The following is a 22,121-nucleotide window of genomic DNA, read 5'->3' as shown; positions in this document are numbered from 1 at the left end:
CAGGAAACTTTTATTCTTCTTCGTGGTATTTGCGATCTCGCTGAACGAACGCCGGACGTGTTCCTTCTAAGACCATGATGCTGAGCTTATTGGTTACTGGGTTTTCCAACGAGCCCGCAGTGTATGTAACCCGATGATTGCCCTTTTTGTCGATTTGAGAGTGAATAATTTGATCGGCATCGCATACAACGGCGAGATTAGGGTTGTGCGTCACGATAATCACTTGACGGCGCTTGCGTGCCTCTCTCAGGCAAGCCACGAGCATGTCGTAGACAGTCTGATTGTCCAGATTATCTTCTGGCTGGTCAATGATAAGCGGTACATCCCGTCGATCGATGAGCAAGTAGAAGATCAAAAGAAGAGTCCCACGCTCGCCAGGCGAGAGTTCCTCGATCGTTTTATCAGACCACTTCAACTGATACTTTGGTTTCAGATACTCTAGGCCGTAAATAGCGTCCATGAGCATCGACGGTTCGACGTTCGCGCGCAACTGCTCCATCAAGCTCACGGATACCGGGGGTAAACTGCGATGATCTTGATAGAACCTGCTCATCAACTCATTGCAGAAAGAAGCCACGCCGGATGCGGTTTGGAAGTCAGCCGTAGCCGCCATATTCTTCAAAGCCCGTTTGCCCTCCTCTACGCCATTGAAAGAGCCCTTGCGATTGAGGTTCACCTTGCCAAGTACGATTTCGTCGAGGCCGACGGTCACAATACTCGCGTCGAACTGAAGATCAAACTTCTTCTTCGCGACCTGATTGCGCATCACAAACTCATGCACCGGATGGTACAGCGTTCTGTAGACGAGAACGATCTTTTCAATCTGTGCAAAGACCTCCTTCACCTTTGCTGTCCGGGATTCTCTGGCTGACGCTAAGAGCGTAGGAAGTTGGTCTAGTTCATAAATCTGTCGAGAGATATATGTGAGGGAATCGGGCTTGTCTTGCGTACCTACAATTGCGGCTCGCTGGTCCGCCCATGTGCGCAGCGTCTCGACGTATCGTTGATGGGCACTGTTTGGGGCATCGAGACGCTCAGTTAGCACCTCGACCTCAGCCCTAAGCCTTGCGGCCTTCTCCTGCCGTTCCGTCATGTTATTGAGTTCGGTCGCTGCCGCCGCTGTTGCCTCTCCGGATGCCGCACTCACAGGAACTTCGTTGATCAAAATGCTGATGAGATCTTCCGGCTTGATGCCCAGGACATCACAATCAGCTTTGATCGCTAGGAGCGCGTTTCTGTAAGCAGCCTCAAAATTACGGAGCTGCTGAGTTATACGGCCCGCACTGGCGATTCTTATGGCTGCTGTAGCTCGAATCGATTGTGAGGCCGTGATCGCCTTCGCTAGCGCATCGCGCTCAGTGTTAATGGCTTCAATTTGTGCTCCGATCGCCTCCATCTCCGCCTGCTGCGCCGGATCAGTGTTGGGTTTCGGGACCTCCGCCGGTTTGATTGCATCATGCGCCTCTAGCTCTCGGTTTTTCCCTTCTTTGAGGTTCAACAACATTTGCCGATTAGTTTGTGAATCCCGCTGCTCCAACGCGACTATTTGCTTGTTGATCTCGCTCAGTTCTAGCCGTAGAGCAGTTATGCGTTCCTCAAGCGGTGCGGTGCTAAACTCAATTAACTTTTGGAGTGATTGCGTCCCAAGTTTCTTATCTTCTGATACGTGGGAGAAAATCACAGATTGCAACTCCCGATCAAAGGCGCTACCGGGAACATCATTTACTTCGTTGCAGATCTCCTCCAAGTAGCTCTGGGGGATGTACGAAACTTCCGGTGGCGCGTCTGCGTTCGTTGTATCCGAGAGCAGCCTCGTAACCATATGGGAGCTACGCCAGCGCATAGTGGCTTGGAATGCCTTGGCTTTGTTGTTTCGCGGCTGCCGAAACTTACGTTCGTTCAGGAACGAGAAAGATTGCGATGATTCGCAGTTCCCAAGTAATCCGATGATCTCAGCGAGTGCTGTTTTGCCACTTCCCTTGTTGCCGATAATTGCGACGAGCCCGGGATTGATCGGCACACTGCCGACAAACCACTCTTCTGTCACTTTCGAGTCGGCTACTTTAGTGAACGAGACTTCGGCCACGTACTTTGTCGGATTGCTTTCGATCCGTGCCGTTTCGCCCGGACTGTCACCGAGGGCAGCACGTTGCGGATCACTGCATAGCTGTTGAAAGGTCTGGAATGAAGGATCTCCCTTGATCCAGCATGGCGTTTTTACTTCATACTTGGTGGCATCGTGATTATCGGAGCCCATGATGAGGGGCAGGCGTTTTCCAATGCTCGGGAAGACGACTGTTTCGTATCCTTCGCAGTCAGTCGGTCTGCCCACCTCATAGATATCTACGAAGTCTCTCGCCAAGTCCGTTTTTAGCGCAATCTTAAACGCTTCATTGTTCCCGATGCTCTCAATCGAGTTGCTCTTGCGACCCGCATGAGTGGTCACAACCCCGCCGTGGAGCCGGATCAATTCGGCAGTCTTTTGGAAATCCACGTAGATAGCCTGATCGCCGCCGCGATCCTTGATTTTGTCGGGTGTTAACTCCAGCTTTCCGCAGAGCATGGTCCAAAGCTCCCGTAGGTTGCAATCCTCTGGGAAGATTCCGATTAGATGGACCTTGTCTTTGCCTCCCAATTCTGTTCGGAACTCAATCCCTGGCAACACCGTCAGGGTGTCGCCACCAAGCTCCTGCAGGCGTCCGATCCGGTCGACATCTATGGTGTGATGATCGGTGATTGCCACCACCGATACTCCCGCAGCCAGAAGACTCGCAACGATTTGGTCATTTGTTACGCTCTTGTTTTGATAGTCGAATGACGCGGGAGTGTGAAAATGAAGATCCCAACGATTCCACAGTGAACCACACGCACGAAAAGGCACAGTCCATCCTCACTTCCTCAACAGGGTCGACTTGGAGATGCGAAACAATAGTAGCACCTGGTGATACTATTGGGGATGACGTCTGGCGCGGAACGGGTCTTCAAGACAGCTTGGTTTGCCAAAGCCTCAAAAAAGGCTCGCATCACCGATGACGAGCTTTGTACCGCTATTCTTCAAGTCATGCTCGGTCAAGCTGACGATCTCGGTGGCGGCGTCTATAAGAAACGCTTGAGCAAGAACCAGTATCGATCAATAATCCTGGCTCGGGGGCAGCAGTATGGGGTTTACGCGTATTTGTTTGCTAAGCAAGATCGAGCCGACATTGAAGATGACGAACTTGTGAGCTTCCGTGCGTTAGCTGGGCTGTATGCCCGGAAAACAGAGGGGGAGCTCGCCAAGGAAGTGCAACTCAAAGAACTCGTGGAGATATGCCATGAAAAACAGTCGCAAGTATAAAAGTGATGCGTTCGGAGCGATTCACAGCGCGGCGACGGGAATGTACAAGGCGGGCAGTATCGATAAAGAAACGATGCGTGGGTTCGATGAATCTTGTCTCGTGATGCCCGATACCATCGACCCTGAGCAGATCAAGATGATCCGGGAAAGCCAACAAGTAAGCCAGCCCGTATTTGCGCGTTACCTCAATACAAGTGAATCGACCGTCGAGAAATGGGAAACTGGAGTGAAGCGGCCGAGTGGCATGGCGATCAAGCTGCTTATGATTGTGCAAAAGCATGGGTTGAAGATGTTGGCCTAACCGCGTTTCTCAGCATTGACGCTGCTTCATCACATTGGAAATCGTCGTTAGGAATCTCATTGCTCGATCTCGCTGAATCTTTCATTGCTCGGTGGAAACGATCCTCTGCCTCAGAACGGGCGAACTATGCTCTGTTCCTCTCGGAGTTGTGCGATCTGATTCAGGTCCCGCGACCGGAACCAAGCACGTCCGATGAAGATGCAAATACTTATGTGATCGATAAGGCTGTCGTTTTCAAAGAACTTGACGGTTCCTCCACCACCAACTTCATTGACCTCTACAAGCGCAATGCCTTTGTCCTCGAAGCAAAACAGGGTAGTAACCCTCAATCTACCCCCAGCACTTCCCTTTTCACCGCCCGTAAGTTGAAGCGCGGAACAGCTGTTCGCGGCACAATACGTTGGGACGAGGCTATGCTCGCGGCACGCGGACAGGCTGAACGCTATGCAAAAGCGCTCCCGGCGTCCGAGGGATGGCCGCCATTCCTGATCGTCGTGGACGTCGGCCACTCCATAGAGCTCTACGCAGATTTCTCGCTTACGGGCAAGGCATATCTTCCCTTCCCTGACCCGCGAACGTTCCGTATTTCAATCGATCACTTGACACTCTCTGCCGTTAATGAGCGACTGAGGGCCATTTGGCTCGATCCTCTCTCACTCGATCCGGCTCGCGAGACGGCTAAAGTGACCCGTGAGGTCGCAGGTAAGCTTGCTGTGCTGGCTCGCAATCTTGAGCAGCAGCACTCCCCCAAGGCGGTTGCCGAGTTCCTGACGCGCTGCATCTTTACTTCGTTTGCCGAGGACGTTCGCCTTTTGCCCGAGCGAGGTTGGCTCAACCTGCTACAAAGTCTTCGCGAGGATGTCGACAACTTTCCGCTTATGGCTGAGGCACTTTGGCAGACCATGAACGACGGAGGCTTCTCACCAATCCTTCGCAGTCACATCCTCAGATTCAATGGCGGCCTCTTTGAATCCACAAAGGCTCTACCGCTCACACGAGACCAGCTTGGACTCCTTATTGAAGCGGCAGATTCACGCTGGCGAGACGTGGAGCCCGCCATATTCGGTACCCTTCTCGAACGGGCGCTCGACCGCGAAGAACGCCACGCTCTCGGCGCGCACTACACGCCCCGCGCTTACGTTGAACGGCTTGTCATCCCCACACTAGTCGAACCGATCCGCGATGATTGGCGCAATGCCCAGGCGGTCATAACTCAACAGGTTAATGCAGGCGACGATGCTGGAGCCATTGAAACAGCTAAGGCCTTCCACCGCCAGCTGTGCTCTACACGCGTACTCGATCCGGCCTGCGGGTCGGGGAACTTTCTTTATGTAGCGCTCGAACACATGAAGCGTCTCGAAGGCGAGGTGCTTGAAACGCTGCATTCCCTCGGTGAAACGCAGCAGTCCTTGGAACACACTGGCCTTACGGTTGACCCACACCAACTCCTCGGTATCGAGCTCAACCCACGCGCTGCTGTTATTGCCGACTTGGTGCTTTGGATCGGCTACCTGCAATGGCACTTTCGTACCCGTGGCGACGCGCAGCCGCCGATTCCGGTCATTCGCAACTTCCACAACATCGTAGAAGCCGATGCCTTGCTCACCTGGAAGAAACGTATCCCGGTTTTGGACAAGGAGGGCGCTCCCGTCACGCAGTGGGACGGCTTGACGAAGAAGACTAACCCGACCACCGGCCAAGAGATCCCCGATGAGACAGCTAGACGCCCGGTTTACGAATACGTGGATGCTAAGCGTTATAAATGGCCCGATGCCGATTTCATTGTTGGAAATCCCCCGTTCATCGGTGGCAAGGATATTCGCGCAGAGCTGGGTGATGGCTATGTCACGGTCCTCCGCGAGGTCTATGATGAAGTGCCCGACAGCGCCGACTTTGTCATGTATTGGTGGCAGCGCTCAGCAGAACTCTCTCGGTCGGGCGCCCTGCGTCGCTTTGGTCTGATTACCACCAACAGCCTGCCGCAAATCTTCAATCGGAAAGTGGTCGCACAGAACCTCAATGCAACCAAAGACCCGCTCTCTCTTATTTTCGCTATCCCGGATCACCCGTGGATGAAATCGCTCGGGCAGGAGGAACGGGCTTCCACCCGGTACGCGGCTGTGCGTATCGCAATGACGGTCGCGGAGCGCGGCGAGCATCAGGGACATCTATACCGGGTCATCCGAGAGGGCAATGCTCGTGCCGAAGGCACCGACGTCGAGCTTGCAGAACAATCCGGCAAGATCTTCGCCGACCTTAAAGTAGGGATCAATGTTGCAAGTGCTTCATCGCTGGAGTCGAATGAGAATTTGAGTTGTCCGGGAGTAAAGTTGCATGGTGCGGGATTCATTGTCACGCCAGAGCAGGCCGCTTCGCTTGGGTTGGGCCGCATTGCAGGATTGGATATACATATCCGCCCCTACCTCAACGGACGGGACCTGACGGGCCATTCTCGTAATGTCATGGTTATCGACCTATTTGGTCTGACAGCGCAGGAAGTGGAGCGTCGCTTCCCAGAGGTCTATCAATGGGTATACGACCACGTAAAACCCGAGCGAGATCATAATCGCAGGGCTAGTTACAGCACCAAGTGGTGGATCTTCGGAGAGCCCCGCGGCTTTTTCCGACCGGCGTTAGCGGGTCTAAACCGGTACATCTCAACGGTTGAAACGGCAAAACACCGCGTGTTTGTATTTCTTAAGGGGCTAGTAATTCCAGACAACATGCTCGTTAATGTTGCAACTACCGACGCCTATGCGCTTGGCGTGCTCTCAAGCAGCATCCACGTCCACTGGGCACTCGCGGCAGGCGGCCGCCTCGGAATTGGAAACGATCCACGCTATAACAAGACCCGATGCTTTGACCCTTTTCCATTCCCGGATTGCACTGAAACCCAAAAGCACTCCATTCGGGAAATAGCGGAGCGCCTCGACGCTCACCGGAAACGTCAGCAGCAACTTCATCCATGGCTGACACTCACCGGGATGTACAACATCCTGGAGGTTCTACGGTCCGGCGAAAGCTTTACCGAGGAAGATCGCAACATCTATGAAGCCGGACTTGTTGGCGTCCTGCGACATCTACATGATGAGTTGGACAGTGCCGTATTTGCCGCCTACGGTTGGAGTCCGTCGCTGTCTACGGAGCAAGTTCTCGAAAACCTTGTGATTTTAAACGCTCAACGTCATTCCGAAGAAGCTGGCGGTCTCGTGCGCTGGCTCCGTCCAGAGTTTCAGGCACCTAACGCCGCCCCCGTGCAGGCTGCATTGGGCGATCTCCTGCCAATAGAATCAACTACGGCAACCCGCCGCAAACTTCCCTGGCCCGCTACACTCACCGACCAGGTTCGCGCAATCAAGGATTCCCTAAGGGCTCAGCCCTTGCAGACACCCCAACAGATCGCAACCGGCTTCAAACCAGCCAGTCGTGCCCGTGTAGCTGAAATACTGGAAACCCTCACCGTGCTTGGGCAGACGCGCCTAGCAAGTGACGATCGATATACGCTCTGAGACCTTATTGTTGGTTGACTCTTCCAGGCGAAACTCTTGGCCCCGGCACCGAGAAGATCGACTTGCATCGCGCCCGAGGGTCGTGTTGAGTTCGTCCATCGTTTTCCAGACCCGTTCCCTTCTCTCTCGGTCCAGATCGCCCCAGGGGGGTTGGGTTTGCCCTTAATCGCGTCGCAATGTTTCGCTCGGGTCAAGGAGACTTGCGCGTCGGCCAGGAATAGCCACCGCTGCCAACGCTGACACGGTGAGCAGACCAAACGTCACGCCCAATACCGTAGCCGAAGCTGCGGGAGCGTGGTAAAACTCCGCACGCAGCAAATATCCCGCCAAAACCGCCCCTATGAGCCCGGCGGCCAGTCCAGGGGCAATCCATCGTGCTTCCTGCCCAATCAGCAGCGCTAGAATCGCCCGGCGCTGCGATCCCAGCGCGAGGCGGATCCCGATCTCACGCTCTCTCACCGAAACTTCGTACGTCAACAACGCATAGGTGCCCAGGGTGGCTAGTCCGAGCGCCAGACCGCCGAAGGCCGCTACCACCCACATGAAGAAACGGCGTATCGCCACCGCGTGCGCCATCAGCTCCGGCATGCTCTCCACGTAGCGCACGGTGATCCCTGCATCTTCTCGCAATATGCGTCGCACCGTCTCATCCAGCTCGCTTGGATCACCCACGGTGCGCAGCATGATCGTCATTGAGGTTCAGGTCGCCCATCGGCCTCGGGAAGGTACAGGTTCGGTATGGGAGCGCGCTCAAGCGAGTAGCTGCGCACGTCACCCACTTCCCCCACAACAGTAGCCCATGCATTCAAACCGCCTGAAAAGATCCGATGGCCGACCGGGTTTTCGCCAGGCCATTGCTGCTGCGCGAGCGCTCGATTCACGATCGCCACATGGTCCTTGCCGTCGTCTGCATCATTGAATGCCCGACCACGGAACAGCATCTGGCTCACCGTGTCGAAATACCTCGGAGTCACCGCGAATACATCGGGAGCGTTCGGATTTGCCCGCTGGCAATCCTCCGGATGGACATCCGAGCAGAAGCCGTACTGGTTAACTCTCCCGCCCAACGGTTTGTCGTTGGCGGCAGCTACCTCCGCGACACCCGGAATTCTGCTGACTTCATTTAGGATCTTGCGTAACTTCCCCAAGGTCACGGCCGGATCAATGCTTGCGCTGTGCTTAGGACCACGCAGATCCGTACTTGCGAAGAGCAGATGATCCGGATCGAAACCAAGCGGCTGATGCAGCAGGATGTATACCGAAGAGACCATCCATCCGGAAACCGCCACAAGCACGAAAGCCATTGCTACCTGGGCAGCCACGAGCAAGTGACCTGCCCTCCGCAATCCACGCGGTGAAGAGCTAGAGCTTGAACTGCCGGATCTCAGATCCTCCGTCAGTCCAGTCCGTCGACCACGAAGCGCGGGCAGGATTGTAAGTAGGATCGCAATCACTGAAGACAGAGCAACGGCAAACATTACGACCCGAAGATCGACGCTTGCTTCGTTCAGCCGGGGAAGATTCATCAGCTTACTCCGGCTTGCTAGGCGCACCAGCACGCTCGCCAACATGAGCCCGAGAATCGATCCCAACGCAACGAGTGTTGCGTTCTCCGTCAGCACCTGCCGAAAGATTCGCAGCGGCCCCGCGCCCAGCATCGTGCGCAATGCGAACTCTGCCTTGCGACGCATATCGCGCGCCAGCAGGAGATTCGTCAGGTTCGCACACGAGATGAGCAGCAGCATCCCGCACGCCGTCAGCGTAGCAAGCAGCGCGGAACGGTTCTCCGTTCCGCTGATGAAATCGTTCAATGGAATTAAGACTGGAGCGAACTCCGCCGGATATTCCCGAGGATACGTTCGGGCAAGATTCTTCTGTGCCACCAAAAGTTCTTGAAGGGCTATTCCCAGCGAAACGCCCGGCCTAAGCCGCGCGACTACCTGCAAGGAGCCATCGCCGCGCCTATCCGGGTGCTTCGCAGGATCGCAGCCGATCGGCGTAAGGATAGATGGTTGGTCCAACCCATCCATATCCTCGAGGGGTGCGCGAAATGCGACAACTCCGACGACTGTGTAAGTCTGGTAGTCGAGCTGAAGAGTACGGCCAACAAGAGCATCGCCTCCCCCCATCCGCCGCCAATAGCGCTCTGTCACGATCGCCTGACCAAAGCAATCCTTCTCATTGCCGGACTGAGTAAAATCATGCCCCAGCCGCAAAGGAACACCAAGCTCGCTCAGAAAGTTTTGCGAAACCAGCACAGCATTTACGTGTCCTACGCCCGCGGATGATTCGATGCGCGGTGACCAGCCGGTATACGCTGACATCGACTCAAAAGCGCGGCTGCCCTTCATCCAGTCCGCGATCGTGGGCAGACTGAAGGGTTTCCAGGGCTTGGCTTCTACCGCAACTAGCCGCTCGGGATGAGCGAAGGGTAGAGGCTTCAAGATCACGGCATACACGATGCTGTACATGGTCGTCGTCAACCCCAGCCCTATCGCTATGATCAGAAGGCCGGTTACAGCGAAGCCGGGGGACCGTCGCAATTGCCGGACTCCAAAGCGCACGTCTTGCCAAAGCTGCTCGACACCGCTCCCCGCCCGCTCATCCCGCACTGCCTGCTTAAGCTGTTCAAGGCCGCCCACTTCCGCTAGCGTGCTTCGGCGAGCTTCTTTCTCCGTCATTCCCTTTGCCATCTTTTCGTCAGCCAGCATCTCCCCGAACGCGCGCATCTCTGCATCGAGATCGTTTTCTACCTTTCGTTTGTCCCAAAGGGTTGAGAAAACCGCTCTGATGCGCCGCCATCCGTTCATCGCTTGCCCCTATGTTGATTTCAGTGCGTTCGCAATGGCCTGCGCAATCGTCGCCCATTCTTCGGTTTCAGTACCCAGCTGGCGCTGCCCTGCTTTCGTTCGCCGATAGAACTTCGCCCGACGGTTGTTTTCAGAATTACCCCAGAATGAAGTCAACCATCCCGCCTCTTCCATGCGGTGTAGCGCTGGAAATAGAGATCCAGGCTTCACTCGGAATGTGCCTTGCGTGATTTGCTCAATCCGCCTTGAGATCCCCAGCCCATGAAACTCGCTGTCTCCAATTCCTTTCAAGATCAGCAGATCGAGCGTGCCCTGCAACAGATGTGTCTGCCCTTCTCCCACGGTCGCTCCTATTGACATTCGATAGGAGTATGCGCGCCACTCCTATCGAATGTCAATAGGAGACAGACACCAGTATCGGAGAATGCCGGTGCATGGCATGGACATAAATGGATAACGTTTATCGTCATATCGTTTTATCAATGTGAGTGGCTCTCGGCAGTTCATCCCATCGCGCCGACCAATGCTCGCTCTGAGCTTCCGTGCGCATTCTTCGAAACGGCAGCAAAATCGACGCCGTCCGCGAGTCGAACTGATATAAGTTGGGTTTTAACATCCAGATAGTCGGCTCCGCCCCCTGTACGAACAGACTCCATTCATCCGCTACGGCGAAGTCGAGGACACACGTGCGTTTATCCCGAATCTGGCTTGGAACAACCCTGCTCATTTCAACGGTAGCCTTCACAGCGAGCGCAGAGACCATCCGCGTGCGGTATCCGCAAGGTTCAACTCACGGATTCCTGGCGCTGAGGACTTTAGACGGAAAGATCATCGCGACCGGCGAGTCGACGCAGACGGTGCGCGGCATTCAGGTCACGTCAAGATTGACCTTCCACTTTCGCGACGGGTCGATCGATGACGATGAGACGATCTTTTCTCAGAAAGGCGTGTTCCGCCTTATCTCTGATCACCACATCCAACATGGCCCGTCGTTTCCGAAGCCGATCGACCTCCTGATCAACGCCTTGGATGGCGAGCTCATCTGGCGTGACGAGAATGGAACCAGCACCCAAACGCATATGGACCTGCCAGATGACGTGTCGAACGGGCTCCCGCCAAACCTGCTCGTGAATATCTCTCCAACAATCCCAGAGACGAAGGTTTTTTACATTGTTGCTGGCAAAAAGCCTCGTCTGATCCACATTTCCATCAAACCCACAGGTACAGCGGCCTTCAGTGTCGGAACACTTCGACGTAAAGCCACAGACTTCACACTCCACGTCGAACTCGGCGGCATCACTGGAGTCGTTGCACCCATCATCGGGAAGCAGCCGCCCGACTTCCACATCTGGCTCCAGGACGGCAAACCGCCTGCGTTCATTCGGGAGGAAGGGGCCCTCTACGAGGGCGGTCCCGTTTGGAGGATGGAGCAATTGAGTCCGATGCTGCGCTAGCCGCCCACAACGTCAAGAGGCCCCGCCAAAGCGGGGCCTCTTGCACCATCCGAGGGCTTACACGGCCGCAGGTTCAGGTTCACCGACGAGGTCGGGTGCCGCTTTCGCTTCGTCTTCCTTGCTCTTCTTGGCGGAATACTTCTCCTTGCCCGACTTCGGTTCCTTCGGAGTTTCGGGCTCTTTCGCGCTCAGCTTCATGATCGGAGCGCCAGCAGCGGTGATCTTCTTTGCTGCGGCCAGCTCTTCTTTCAGATTTGAGTTCAAGAGTTTGACGATCTTCGGCAATCCCAGAGCGGTCGCCATCGAGATGCAGGCCTCATAACCCGCGATCTCGTAGTGCTCGGTGCGGAGCGCGGCTCCGATGAGCCCAGCTTCGAAAGAGGAGCCCTCTTCGTCCTTCTCCAGGGCGTCCTTGCCCTCTTCGATCACTCCTTCCATCCCGTTGCAGTGTTGGCCGGTCGGCTTTTCGCCCAGTTCGGCAAACACCTTTTTCAAACGCTCGACCTGGCCCTTGGTCTCGGCGAGGTGGGCGGTGAAGATGGACTTAAGCTTCGGGTTCTTCGAGCCCTTCGCGAGCTTAGGGAGAGCCTTCACCAGTTGGTTTTCAGCGCTGTACATATCGCGCAACTCGTCGATCAAAACTGTCTTCAATGCCATTGTTCAATCTCCATGATGTCTAAAAGCCTTCTCATCATATGCTGAACCAGAGGTAACGGGTTGTCTCCGACGTACTGCCACATCTACATCGGCGGCCCGATATCAGCAAAGGCCAGAAGGCGAGGATATGAACGGACCATTCAGAAACGGCTTACTTCATAGATTTGATCCGAAAACGATCGCTCGCTTGGAGCTCCGGCGTGTCGAGTTGCCCGCGAAACACGAGATCGAGATTCCAGGCCGGCGCGTAGACGAGCTTGTATTCCTTGAGGATGGCGTCGCCTCAATGACGACGTGCTTCCATGATGGTGGGGGAGCAGAAATCGCTTTAGCTGGAATCGAGTCGGTGTTGGGAACGTCGGCTCTCCCGGGATTCAAGAAGAGTCCCAACCGCGTCTTTATGCGCGTTGCAGGTTACGGCTACGCCACTCAAACACCTATGGCTCAAGAGGAATTCAACCGCTGCGGTGTTTTTCAGGACCTCATACTGCATTGCAACCAGGCGCTGTTTGTTCAGGCAGCCCAAACCGCAGCCTGCAATTCGCGTCATTCAACCCAGCAGCGCCTCTCCCGGTGGCTTTTGCTTTGTGCGGATCGAAACGTCGACCGGATACTTCCCTTCTCTCACGATGATTTAGCCGAGATGATCGGAGCCCGGCGCTCGACCGTTACCGTTGTTGCTGGCAAATTGAAGCGTCTGGGAGTGATTGAATACACCCGCAGCAAAATCAAGATTCTCGATCGCCCTGGATTGGAGCGTATCTCTTGTGAATGCTATGCAACAGTACGCGATCATCTCCAATAGCTCGCCGATACGGTCCCAGGGATAGCGCGAACGGATCTCCGGTAGAAGCCGTTTAGGTCTTTCAGTGCTCTTGGGGGGCCGATTGCGCTGATGGCAAGGTGAGCAATTGTGGGCAACATTCTCTTTCTCACTCTGACAAGCTTGAGGATGGCCTAGTGCCCAGAGGAGATGCGATGACCGAGAAGACTAAAACGCGATTGCTCCTTGTCGACGACGACCCCACGTTGCGTCAGACAATCAGCCTGATTCTTGAGCATGGCGGCTTCGAAGTGCGTTGCGCCGAGAACGTCAATGAAGCGATAAAGCTCATCGGCTCCGAAACATTTGATGTTCTCGTCAGCGACCTGCACATGCCCAACAATGGCGATGGGCTGACCGTGGTCAGCGCTATGCGTCACGCGAATCCCAAGGCAGTCACCATCATCTTCAGCGCTCATCCAGAAATGAAGGCGGCGGCAGCTGCCATATTGGCGCAAACGGACGACGTACTCGTAAAGCCTGCTGCCGTAGGTAACTTAGTGGCACTGATTCGGGACAAATTGAAGACGGGACCAGCCTTAGCCCGAATCCTGACCAGCATTGCGACCATTCTCGAAGAAGAGACACAGGCAACGATTGAGGACTGGTTGGCCCGCGTTAAGGCCGATCGCATCGTGTTGTCGATCGACCTGAACAAAGCCAAGCGAGCAGCTCATCTCCCGCAGCTATTTGCCGACCTCGTGTTTCGTCTGCGAAATCCGCTTCCTTTGGGGAGCCGCGCGCATATCTCCCCTGCCGCTGCGGAGCATGGGCTCTTGCGAAGGGAACAGGGCTACACCGCCGCGATGATGGTTGAAGAATCGCGCATGTTGCAGGTGAGCATCTTCCAAACGTTAGAGAATAATCTCCATCGAGTGAATTTCAGCTTAGTTCTAAAGGCTGTGATGGCGATCGCGGACGAGGTAGATTCGCAGCTCGCCCAAGCTATGACGGCTTACGTCGCAGAGTCAAAGATCGACGCTGAGCCCGTCCTTGCGTGAACCGCCAGCTAAGAACTCGGTCTTGGCGTCCCCACCCGTGACTTCTTAGGAGCTACCTTGCGCTTGATCCTCTGCTCGTTGTCATTACTGAGAAGTGCTGCATTGTGCTCGAATTTCTGGTCATGAAGAACGACGTTCAGCAAGGATTTGTTTACATGGATCCTGCCGTTGTACTCAATGAAGCCCAAGCTTCGAAAACGGTTCATGAAGAAGCTCACCCGGGATCGGGTGGTTCCAATCATGTCTGCTAGTGTCTCCTGCGATATCCTCGGAATTAGTTTCTCAGGCTCACCCGGTTGTCCAAACTCCGCCATGAGCAGCAGGATTCGAGCTAAGCGCCTCTCGCTTGAGTTGAAGAGTTGATCGACTAGATCGGCTTGAATCCGCATACTGCGGGCGACCAGGAAGGAGAGGAACATATCCGAAAAAGCGTTCTCCTCATGCATGACGCGCAGCATCTCATCACGACGGATCTTGAGCACGCTGCACACGGTTACGGCGGTAGCGGTCGCCATGTGAAGCCCGACGATGGCGGCTACTGACTCCTCGCCAACAAAGTCGCCAGCAGAGAGAAGCGTGATGGTCGCCTCCTTACCAGCTCCCGAGACGACTGTCAGTTTCGCCCGGCCTGTCTGGATGTAGAAGACGTGTTCGGCACGATCTCCTTGAGTAAAGAAATCGCCCTTTGAAGGTATTTCTACTATTCGTCGACCAAGACCGGCGGTAGCTAAGAACGCTGCCGGATCGAAGGCGACTGTCGCTGGACTCTTCATGCCGTCACCTCACTGATTCGGATTGGCTGGCAATGTCGTGTGATCCACATAGCTTACATCGTTCAAATTCATTCAATGTGTATAGAAAAGATCAGAAACGCTGCGAGGACGGAAGTAGACTCCGCCCCGGAGGGCCTCTGCGATGCTTATTCAAGCGACCACAAATCCCATAACCCGACGAAAACACGATGGTTCGCAGGATCGGATCTGCCTTTCCTGCCTCGCAACAATCGCATCAAGCATGGTCGAGTCTGGGACGCAAAAGGAAGAAGACAAGCATGTTTGCTCGCCCGTCCGACTCAGTTAGCCCCCACACCCCTTCCCTTCCTTTCCTTCTGACCACGACCAAGGCCATCTGCTAAAGATGTATCAGTGCCTCAGCATAAACGGATATCCATTTATCAGTTTGATCGCACTCTTGGCAGTTCATCCCATCTTGTTGTCCAACGAGGCGACCGATGCTCCGCCCTGAGCTTCCAGGCGGCATTCTTGGGACCGGCACCGAGAATGCGGGGTATCGCGCCCGAGGGTTGCGTTGAGCTTGTCCATCGCTTTCCAGGCCCGTTCCCTTCTCTCTCGGTCGAGATCGCCCCAGAGGGCCGGTTGCCAAATCGTTTCGGGCAACAACTCAGTAATCATGATTCCTGTCTTTGAGTAGCGGAATCCGTCTCGCCAGAGCCTTTGGCCCAGGCGCACGGCCAGGGCGACCACTTCCCCGGTGTCGTTGGTCGTCTCTGCGAACCGTGCCGAGGCTCCATTCGAGTAGAACGGGTCATTGTTGAAGTTGTTCGTGTGCATGAAGACGAAGATGTCTTCGGCGGCGACCTTGTAGCGCCGCATCTTCTCCGCCGCTCGTGTGGCGTAGCTTGCGATGGCCTCGCGCATCTCGCGCCAGGTCGTAACCGGAGCCCCGAAGCTGCGGGTGGCGGCAATTCCCTTCCTCGTCGGCTCCATCAGCTCCAGAGGCAGACAAGAGATCCCGCGAAGCTCATAGACGGTGCGGCCACCCGTCACCGTCATCAGCGCCCGCGCATTGTCTGGATCGAGTGCGGCGAGATCGGCGGCCGTTGTCTCTGCAATTTTTTATCAGTTTAAACGTATAAGCTGATAAACGTTTATCAGGGTGAGGCGCATTCCGAGCGCAGCGTAAGATGCTATAGGCGGCCTGCTCCGGTCAAGTCGTCCACGGTTCTGCCGTTTCCACGGGAACGGCCTCGGGCAATCCTCACTCGGTCAGACGATGCACCCCGGATCCTCGGCTGACAAACGGGACGATTCATCAGAATTTCTTCGCTGCAGTGCGGGCACGTCCCAATCGACTTCATCCCGGGCTTTCCTCCGCCACAATTGCATGATCGCTACCCAAGCCAAGCGCACAAATCAACACTGTCCATAGGTTGTGGCGGATCGGATGGTGTTGGCACCCAGGTACCGGTGTTCTTAGCACATTCCCGCAGCATCGTCTCACGAAGACAGGAAAACAGCGAGAATCTGCTAGGCGCTAATCAGCTGCATTCCTGTTAGATCGCGATTCGGGCCTGAACTGCAAGAGGCTATGGAGACTAGAGGACGATCTACTGACAGTCGATTAGAACTCTATGGCGTATCCCTCGAACTCGATGGAAGGAACGTTGATCTCCGGCGTGGGAATTTCCGTGAGAGCCGGACCGGCAACTTCTTTCTGCACTACCAGTTCAGGCGCAGCGGTTTGGTAGCCATCCGATGTGTACACGATCAACTCATGGAGCTTGGCCGGTAGCTGGGAGAGGGCGTGGCGCTGCGCTGTGATCTGTTCGGCCTCGCCGCTCAGGATGACGCGATCGACAGCCAGGCGTTTCGTCGATTCGATGGCATAGCCATACTCGACGTGCTGCGCCTGTTCGGGGGTGAGCTGCAGGCTGGCTCCCGAATCTACTTTGACGGAGAGGCCGCCGTCCTCATGGATGTGCTCGATGGTGGCGAGATTGCCGACGCGGATACCTTGATCCCACTCGGAACGGGTGAGCTGGATACGCTCCCCCTCGGCCAACTCGCGCTCCTCGCGGCTATAGACGGTCGCTTTGAGGCGCATCTGCCACTCGGTTGCAGGATTATAGGTGCGGGGGCTGTCATCCGTTCCGGTGACGGTGATGAGGTTCTTTTCGGCATTTACGCCGGTCACTGTTCCGTAGGTGTTCGGAGAGATGCCCAGCTCATCGCTGCCCTTGCTGCCGTAACGGATCACGTCACCGACTTCATAGTTCGCGGCGATCTTCGCATCCTTATCGGAGAGCATTTTGTCAGATAGTACGGTGGCTCTAGAGATCTCGCCCAGCCTGCCCTGCCCATGAAGATCCACACGGATGAGGCGGGTCAGCTCTTCACGCTCCGCTTTGTCAGGAGCTAAGATGACGGCGCGGTCTTCCTTGGAAACGTAGTCCTGGGCCACGGCAGAAAAGCGGTGTTCCGGGTCGCTGTAGATATGGATACGGTTGGTATCCCGCAGGAGCGCGGTTGCCGACTGTGGGTCATCGCGCCGGAAGCTGTCCACAGCCTGCCGGACATCGCTGAGGTCGAGGGCTGCGGTCTTCGAAACCTCGGTGGCCAGCCGCTGGCCCAAGGTCCCGGCGTCATTGGTGTAGATGCGCGCATCGTAGGCGGCCCGGGAAAGAGCGACATAGGCCAGCCTGTCATTGATAAGCGAACGGCTGGAATCGGTGTCGATATTGGCGATCATGCGGTCGGCGGTGAGTCCCTGCGAGCTGTGGGACGTGACCGCGTAACCATGGTCGAGCTGCCGGAATTCGGTCGGGTCGAATGTTACTTCGCGCCCACTCTTGCCATCCATGCGGATGGTGATGGAGCGCTCCTCAAGTGCCGTGATGGTGCCGAGGTCGCGATTGGCGACGTCGAGATCGCGGTTTCCGGAGGTGAACTGTATTCGCTCGCCCAAACTGAAGTCCCGGCCACGCTCTTCAAAGACATTCACACCATAGAGCCGCTTCGGATTGTAGGAGATCTGTTCGCCGTCCTGCTTCTGGACGGTGAGGGTGTTGGTCCGGGCGTCCACACCGATCACGCGGGCCTGAGAATTCCGCTCGAAGCCGAGAGCGTGGCTGCCGGACTCGTAGCGGATCACATCGCCGGGATTGTAGAGCGCCGACCAGGTGCGTCCTGCGCCGGTAAGGTCGGAACGATGCGCGAGTGTCTGGAACTCGCGGCTCTCCGGGGAGAGCTGGCCGGCGCTTTGCAGTTCGGCACGGATGGCCTCGTTGATCTGCTGACGGCTGCGGTTGTCCGGGGAGACGACGAGGGTATTTTCCGGTTGGGCGGCATAGTCCTTGGCGATAGCCGCGATACGATCTGCGCCATTCCTTACCTCGGTCACGCGGCCTTGCTGGGCCAGCAACTCGACGCCTTTCTCTGTCTCTCCCGTGGCAAGGTGCTGAACCGCTTTCAGCAGCTCCGCATCCTTCTGGCGCATGATCTGGTCCAGTTGCGAGGTCTGCATCCCGGCCTGCTGCATCTGCTCGAAGGGCTTTCCGGCCTCCACGCCCTGATGCTGGCGGATGTCTCCGATGACCAGAACCCGGTCGTCAGGCGAGACCTTCCGAAGAAAGTCCCGCATTTGCTTCGAAGAGGCGAGCGAGGCTTCGTCGAGCATGTAGAGATGTCGGCTGGCAGGTTGGGTTCCTGTTTTGCGGGCGAGAAAACTCTGTAAGGTGTTCGCCTCAATTCCGGCCTCGCGGAGCTGGGCAGCAGCGCGGGACGTGGGCGCAAAACCCTCCACCTTATAGCCCTTCGCTTCCGCGCCTTCTCGGATGGTTTCAAGGCTCGCGGTCTTCCCTGAACCGGCTAGCCCCTGGAGCCCATGAACTCGGTCCGTCGAGGTCAGTACCTCATGAACAACGCGGCGCTGAGCATCATTTAGAAAGCTCCGCGTTTCGGCCTGTGCGAAGGCTTCGCGTTCCGTCATCATGGGCGCAAGGGCGTGTCTCCCGTCCCGAACCTGCTGGATGTTGGAACGTTCGGCGTCGAGCGTGTCCGGCGTCGTATACCGTTGCGCAGAGTCATAGGTCCGCTGGGCGACCGTTTGAAACTGGCCTTGCTCACGGCGTGCCGAGAACTGGTCGCGGACCTCGGAAAAGGTCGCCTCGCCCATCCTGCGCCGAAGCGCGGCGGTCATGATCGCTCGCTCATCGGCAACGGCTTCGCGCTCGAACAAATGATCGCGGGCAAAGGTCATCGCCTCCTGTGCGCGGACGGGCGACGGCTGCCGTACACCCTGCTCGATGGATCGCTGCCGCGCCTCTGCAACGACTCGGCTTGCCTCGTTTCCGAACTCGGCGGCGACCTCCCGGTGCGCCTGCAACACCTGCTCTTTCGTGAGGTCCTGTTTCTTCTCGCGGGTGGCGTGCGCGGCGATCTCTGCGGCCTCGGGCCCCTTAATCCCGTTCCGCTCCAGATGCTCCCTGATCTTTTCCGAACGCGGGCTGGACGCATCCAGGTACTCCTGCGAGAAGCCTTTTACTTCCGGGGCACCAGATCGCCCACGCTCCAGCTCATAGCCCAGCTCGCGGAGCTTATACGTCAGGTGCGATTGGTACACCGCCGTCCCGTAACTCTGGCTTTCAAAGAACGCCCGCTCTTGGAGGGCACGGGTAGAGCCGTCCTCCCGCTCGGTCACATTGAAGATAACGGCATGGGTGTGGAGCTGGGGAGCGGCATAGCCGTCCACCGGTCGGGCGGTGTCGTGCTCGAACTTGGCCGCGACAAATCGTCCGGTCTGCTCGGCGGGGTTGTTGCCTCCGATCCGCGCCTGCGTGTACTTCTCCAGTTCGGAGAGTGCGGCGGTCACCGCCTCCCGGTGAGCCAGGCGCACGAGCTCATCACCGCCCACAAGGGCGGTCAAGGACACGGATTTTGGCGCGGAAAAGGTAGCGTCCCAACCAGCACGGTGCTCGACTGCCTTCGTGATGGAACCATTCGGGTTTGTCTGTTCTTGGGCGTGCCGATGCTTCACCATCTGCTCGCCGGTTTGCGGGTTCTGACCTTTGGCGAGAGCCATGAAGTCGGCTTTGCTGACGGTTCCCGAGAGGCCGAGCCTGTCGGCCAACTCGCCCTGCCACTCGCCCAGGAATGCGTCGTCTTTCGCGTAGTAGCTCTGCGTCTCGGACACGAAATCCTTGGTGTGATACGTGCCAGCCTGCGAGGCGTTGAGTGCCTTCGAAATCGTCAGCATGGGCGGTTACTCCAGAGAGAGGCTGAACTGCTCATCGTCGTGAGGCGGCAGAACATGGGGATGGTGCTGAGGATCATGTATTGAAATCAGATACGGGTCCAAATCCGTGAGCATGATCGGGTCGGAAGTGGTCTGCTCCGGTTGCTCTTCGGCCCGCTTGACGATGTCGGCCCATTCCTCCTTGACCGCCTTCAACTCGTCTTCCGTGAAGTCGCGGCCCTGTTCCTCCAGTGACTCGCGGAACTGTTGCAACTCCTGAAGAAACTCGGCAGCGACGGCAGCTATGCCGGTGATCTGCGCTGCCGGCTGCTCGATGGTCGTCTGTGGTTTGGCTCTTTCCTCGGGTCCATCCCAGGCCAGCGTGAGGGCGCGTCGGTACTGCGCCCCTCCTTTCTGCTTGGGTTCCTGCGGGGCTTTGGCGTCCGGTTTGGGCTCTGTCTGCGCCGGAGATTCGACCGGAGCCAAGGATGCTGCCGGTGTCAAAGGCTCAAGGGTGCGGCGATCGAACTTCAGCTTGTCGTCGGCGTTTTCGCGAGGAATAAACGCATCCGTAACCATCGGCAGGCCGTGGTAATCGAAGTCGAACCGGGCGATCCGGTTGCCGAGCTTGAGATACGCGCGGCGGTCTTCCAGACCAGAGATCTCGGATGCCATGACCAGCGGCTCAATCTGCCTGTCGATGGTGTAGTTCTTACCCGCGCGGGAGCCGTCGAAATGCGTCTCCTTCAGGCGCTCGATCTCGACTTTGCCCAGCGTATCGGAGATCCATTCGGCGGCTTTGCCCTCCGTGGTCTTCATGAAGATTTTGGTGGCAGGCTGACTCAACATCACCTCGGCGATCTTGCCGTAGATGTCCTCCAGTTGGGCCCGACCCTGAAATCCGACCACGAGCGGGTTCTTCGATTTCCTGCTCTCGGTCATGGCACTGTGGAGCTGGGGAAGTTTCTGCAAGCTAGCCAGCTCGTCAATCACAAACCAGACCTGCTTCTGCCCCGGCTTGGGAATCTCCATGAGCCGCATCACGAGGATGTCGATCCAGAGCGAGATGAGAGGCCGCAGCACTTCGCGCTGGGACTTCTTGGAGGTGATAAAGATCCAGCCCTCGCGCTGCTTGGCCCAATCCGTGGCGTTCCAAGTGGATTTGGTTTCTTCCTTCCTCGGGAGCAGCCGGAGGCTCTGCGCGACCAGCCCGAGACTGGCCAGAACGCCGGCCGCCTGGGGGCCAGCCTTGCGGTCGATGTAGAACGCCATCTCCGTTCCCTTAACCTTCTTTTGGAGGAAACTTTCATCTGCCATCCACTCGGCCAGCGTGTGCGGCGTCGGGCCTTCGCGGAGCAGGTGGGCAAATATCTGGGCGGGCGTCCGGTAGAAAAATTCCTTATTCGAACTGTTGGAGCTGCCGCCCGAAGGCTGGTACAGGGATTCGGAGATAGTCGTGGCTTCCTGGTTGCTCTCGATCTCCATCGCGGGCGACCAGAACGGGCACCGCGCGTCGAGCGGATTGAGGATGATATCGCCGCGTTTTTTGTCGTAGAATCGTTGCACGAACTCCGAGGCTGGGTCATACACAATGGCCACATCGCCACGGTCCCGGATTTGCCGAAGTAGCTGCATGATGAGGGTCGTTTTGCCTGCGCCGGTGTCGCCCATCATCTGGAAGTGCTGGGACTCTTTGCCTGGAGGAATCCGCATCAGCCCGGTCATCTCTGTAGTCTTGAAACCGAGCCCGAGATGGGCTTGGTTGCCGCCCTTCTTACCGGCTCTCCATGCACGGAACTCGCCCAGAGGATGACGCCAGAACTCGCGCATGACGGCGCGGTGGAACTCGCGTGGGCTCATCATTTCGGGGCCACGGAGGACGCGGCCATACTTCAGAACTTTGAGCCGCTTGATATCGGCTGGGACTGCAAACCAGAGCATGATGGCGAGCATTACCCCGGCCTCGATGAAGCTCAAGAGAAACAGGCGCGGAACGCTCTCGCCATTGAAATACGTGAAGCGAAGCCAACGGTACAGCGAGGCGTCTTGAAACTTCCGCGGAGGATTCCGCCCGAAGGATCGATAGCCCTGCGACAGAGGTAGTGCAGAGAGCTGGACGGGTACGGTCTTCCCGTTCGGAAGCGTCGTCTGACCGTCCTCCAAATCAAATGGAAGTGCAAGACGAGGCTGTCTCTTCTTCGCACCGTAGAGATAGAACAGTCGGTACTCACCGGCTTGATGGAAGGCCGAGCCAGC

At 56.7% G+C, this 22,121-nt stretch carries 15 protein-coding genes and 1 pseudogene; 6 read left to right on the top strand and 10 right to left on the bottom strand.

The window, feature by feature from the left end:
- Positions 1–10 precede the first annotated feature (10 nt).
- The gene (locus tag HDF16_RS27660; protein ID WP_348641455.1) at positions 11–2,881 is read right to left on the bottom strand and encodes a TrlF family AAA-like ATPase; all 2,871 of its coding nucleotides are present in this window, start codon (positions 2,879–2,881) and stop codon (positions 11–13) included.
- Between the two features lie 75 nt (positions 2,882–2,956).
- On the opposite strand from HDF16_RS27660, the gene HDF16_RS27655 reads away from it, so the two are divergent.
- Genes HDF16_RS27655 through HDF16_RS27645 form a run of 3 tightly spaced genes read left to right on the top strand, consistent with a single transcriptional unit; the run spans position 2,957 to position 7,147 of the window.
- Positions 2,957–3,337: a type II toxin-antitoxin system RelE/ParE family toxin gene (locus HDF16_RS27655; RefSeq protein ID WP_184223776.1), complete on the top strand. Its 381-nt coding sequence runs from the start codon at positions 2,957–2,959 to the stop codon at positions 3,335–3,337.
- Entirely contained in the window at positions 3,315–3,638 is a 324-nt protein-coding gene (locus HDF16_RS27650) for a helix-turn-helix domain-containing protein (protein WP_184223774.1), read from the top strand. The genes HDF16_RS27655 and HDF16_RS27650 overlap by 23 nt, the downstream gene beginning before the upstream one ends.
- Before the next feature lie 59 nt (positions 3,639–3,697).
- Positions 3,698–7,147, top strand: coding sequence for a class I SAM-dependent DNA methyltransferase (locus HDF16_RS27645; protein ID WP_221313315.1), 3,450 nt, complete (start codon positions 3,698–3,700; stop codon positions 7,145–7,147).
- Between the two features lie 162 nt (positions 7,148–7,309).
- Here the strand turns inward: HDF16_RS27645 and HDF16_RS27640 are convergent, their stop codons facing one another.
- From HDF16_RS27640 to HDF16_RS27630, 3 genes are read right to left on the bottom strand one after another with little or no spacing between them, the layout of a single operon-like run.
- Positions 7,310–7,840 (bottom strand): FtsX-like permease family protein, encoded by a 531-nt coding sequence (locus HDF16_RS27640; RefSeq protein ID WP_221313313.1) that lies wholly within the window; start codon positions 7,838–7,840, stop codon positions 7,310–7,312.
- Positions 7,837–9,957: an ABC transporter permease gene (locus tag HDF16_RS27635; protein ID WP_184223770.1), complete on the bottom strand. Its 2,121-nt coding sequence runs from the start codon at positions 9,955–9,957 to the stop codon at positions 7,837–7,839. The genes HDF16_RS27640 and HDF16_RS27635 overlap by 4 nt, the downstream gene beginning before the upstream one ends.
- Positions 9,958–9,966: 9 nt before the next feature.
- Complete coding sequence (locus tag HDF16_RS27630; RefSeq protein WP_246410341.1) at positions 9,967–10,275, bottom strand: PadR family transcriptional regulator; 309 nt, start codon at positions 10,273–10,275, stop codon at positions 9,967–9,969.
- 368 nt (positions 10,276–10,643) lie between these two features.
- Between HDF16_RS27630 and HDF16_RS27625 the strand changes: the two genes are divergently transcribed.
- Complete coding sequence (locus tag HDF16_RS27625) at positions 10,644–11,411, top strand: hypothetical protein (RefSeq protein ID WP_348641454.1); 768 nt, start codon at positions 10,644–10,646, stop codon at positions 11,409–11,411.
- A gap of 57 nt (positions 11,412–11,468) precedes the next feature.
- Here HDF16_RS27625 and HDF16_RS27620 read toward each other — a convergent pair whose 3' ends face one another.
- A complete protein-coding gene (locus HDF16_RS27620) occupies positions 11,469–12,068 on the bottom strand; it encodes a ferritin-like domain-containing protein (protein WP_184223766.1) in 600 nt (199 codons plus the stop codon).
- A 127-nt stretch (positions 12,069–12,195) separates the two neighbouring features.
- On the opposite strand from HDF16_RS27620, the gene HDF16_RS27615 reads away from it, so the two are divergent.
- Entirely contained in the window at positions 12,196–12,873 is a 678-nt protein-coding gene (locus tag HDF16_RS27615) for a Crp/Fnr family transcriptional regulator (protein ID WP_184223764.1), read from the top strand.
- Between the two features lie 173 nt (positions 12,874–13,046).
- Positions 13,047–13,892: a response regulator gene (locus HDF16_RS27610; protein ID WP_184223762.1), complete on the top strand. Its 846-nt coding sequence runs from the start codon at positions 13,047–13,049 to the stop codon at positions 13,890–13,892.
- An 8-nt stretch (positions 13,893–13,900) separates the two neighbouring features.
- On the opposite strand, the gene HDF16_RS27605 is transcribed toward HDF16_RS27610, so the two are convergent.
- From HDF16_RS27605 to HDF16_RS27590, 5 genes and pseudogenes are all read right to left on the bottom strand, one after another.
- The gene (locus HDF16_RS27605) at positions 13,901–14,665 is read right to left on the bottom strand and encodes a Crp/Fnr family transcriptional regulator (RefSeq protein ID WP_184223760.1); all 765 of its coding nucleotides are present in this window, start codon (positions 14,663–14,665) and stop codon (positions 13,901–13,903) included.
- Between the two features lie 401 nt (positions 14,666–15,066).
- On the bottom strand, positions 15,067–15,174 hold the full coding sequence (locus HDF16_RS32265; protein WP_432432298.1) for a DUF4113 domain-containing protein: 108 nt from the start codon (positions 15,172–15,174) through the stop codon (positions 15,067–15,069).
- A 106-nt stretch (positions 15,175–15,280) separates the two neighbouring features.
- Positions 15,281–15,619: pseudogene (locus tag HDF16_RS32260) on the bottom strand (hypothetical protein); the annotation flags it as partial.
- A gap of 634 nt (positions 15,620–16,253) precedes the next feature.
- Entirely contained in the window at positions 16,254–19,886 is a 3,633-nt protein-coding gene (mobF, locus tag HDF16_RS27595) for a MobF family relaxase (RefSeq protein ID WP_184223756.1), read from the bottom strand.
- Between the two features lie 6 nt (positions 19,887–19,892).
- On the bottom strand, positions 19,893–22,121 hold a 2,229-nt coding region (locus HDF16_RS27590; RefSeq protein WP_184223754.1), incomplete at its 5' end, for a type IV secretion system DNA-binding domain-containing protein.

It is taken from the genome of Granulicella aggregans, assembly GCF_014203275.1.
Lineage (GTDB): Bacteria > Acidobacteriota > Terriglobia > Terriglobales > Acidobacteriaceae > Edaphobacter.
This window is presented reverse-complemented; position numbering and strand designations above follow the sequence as displayed.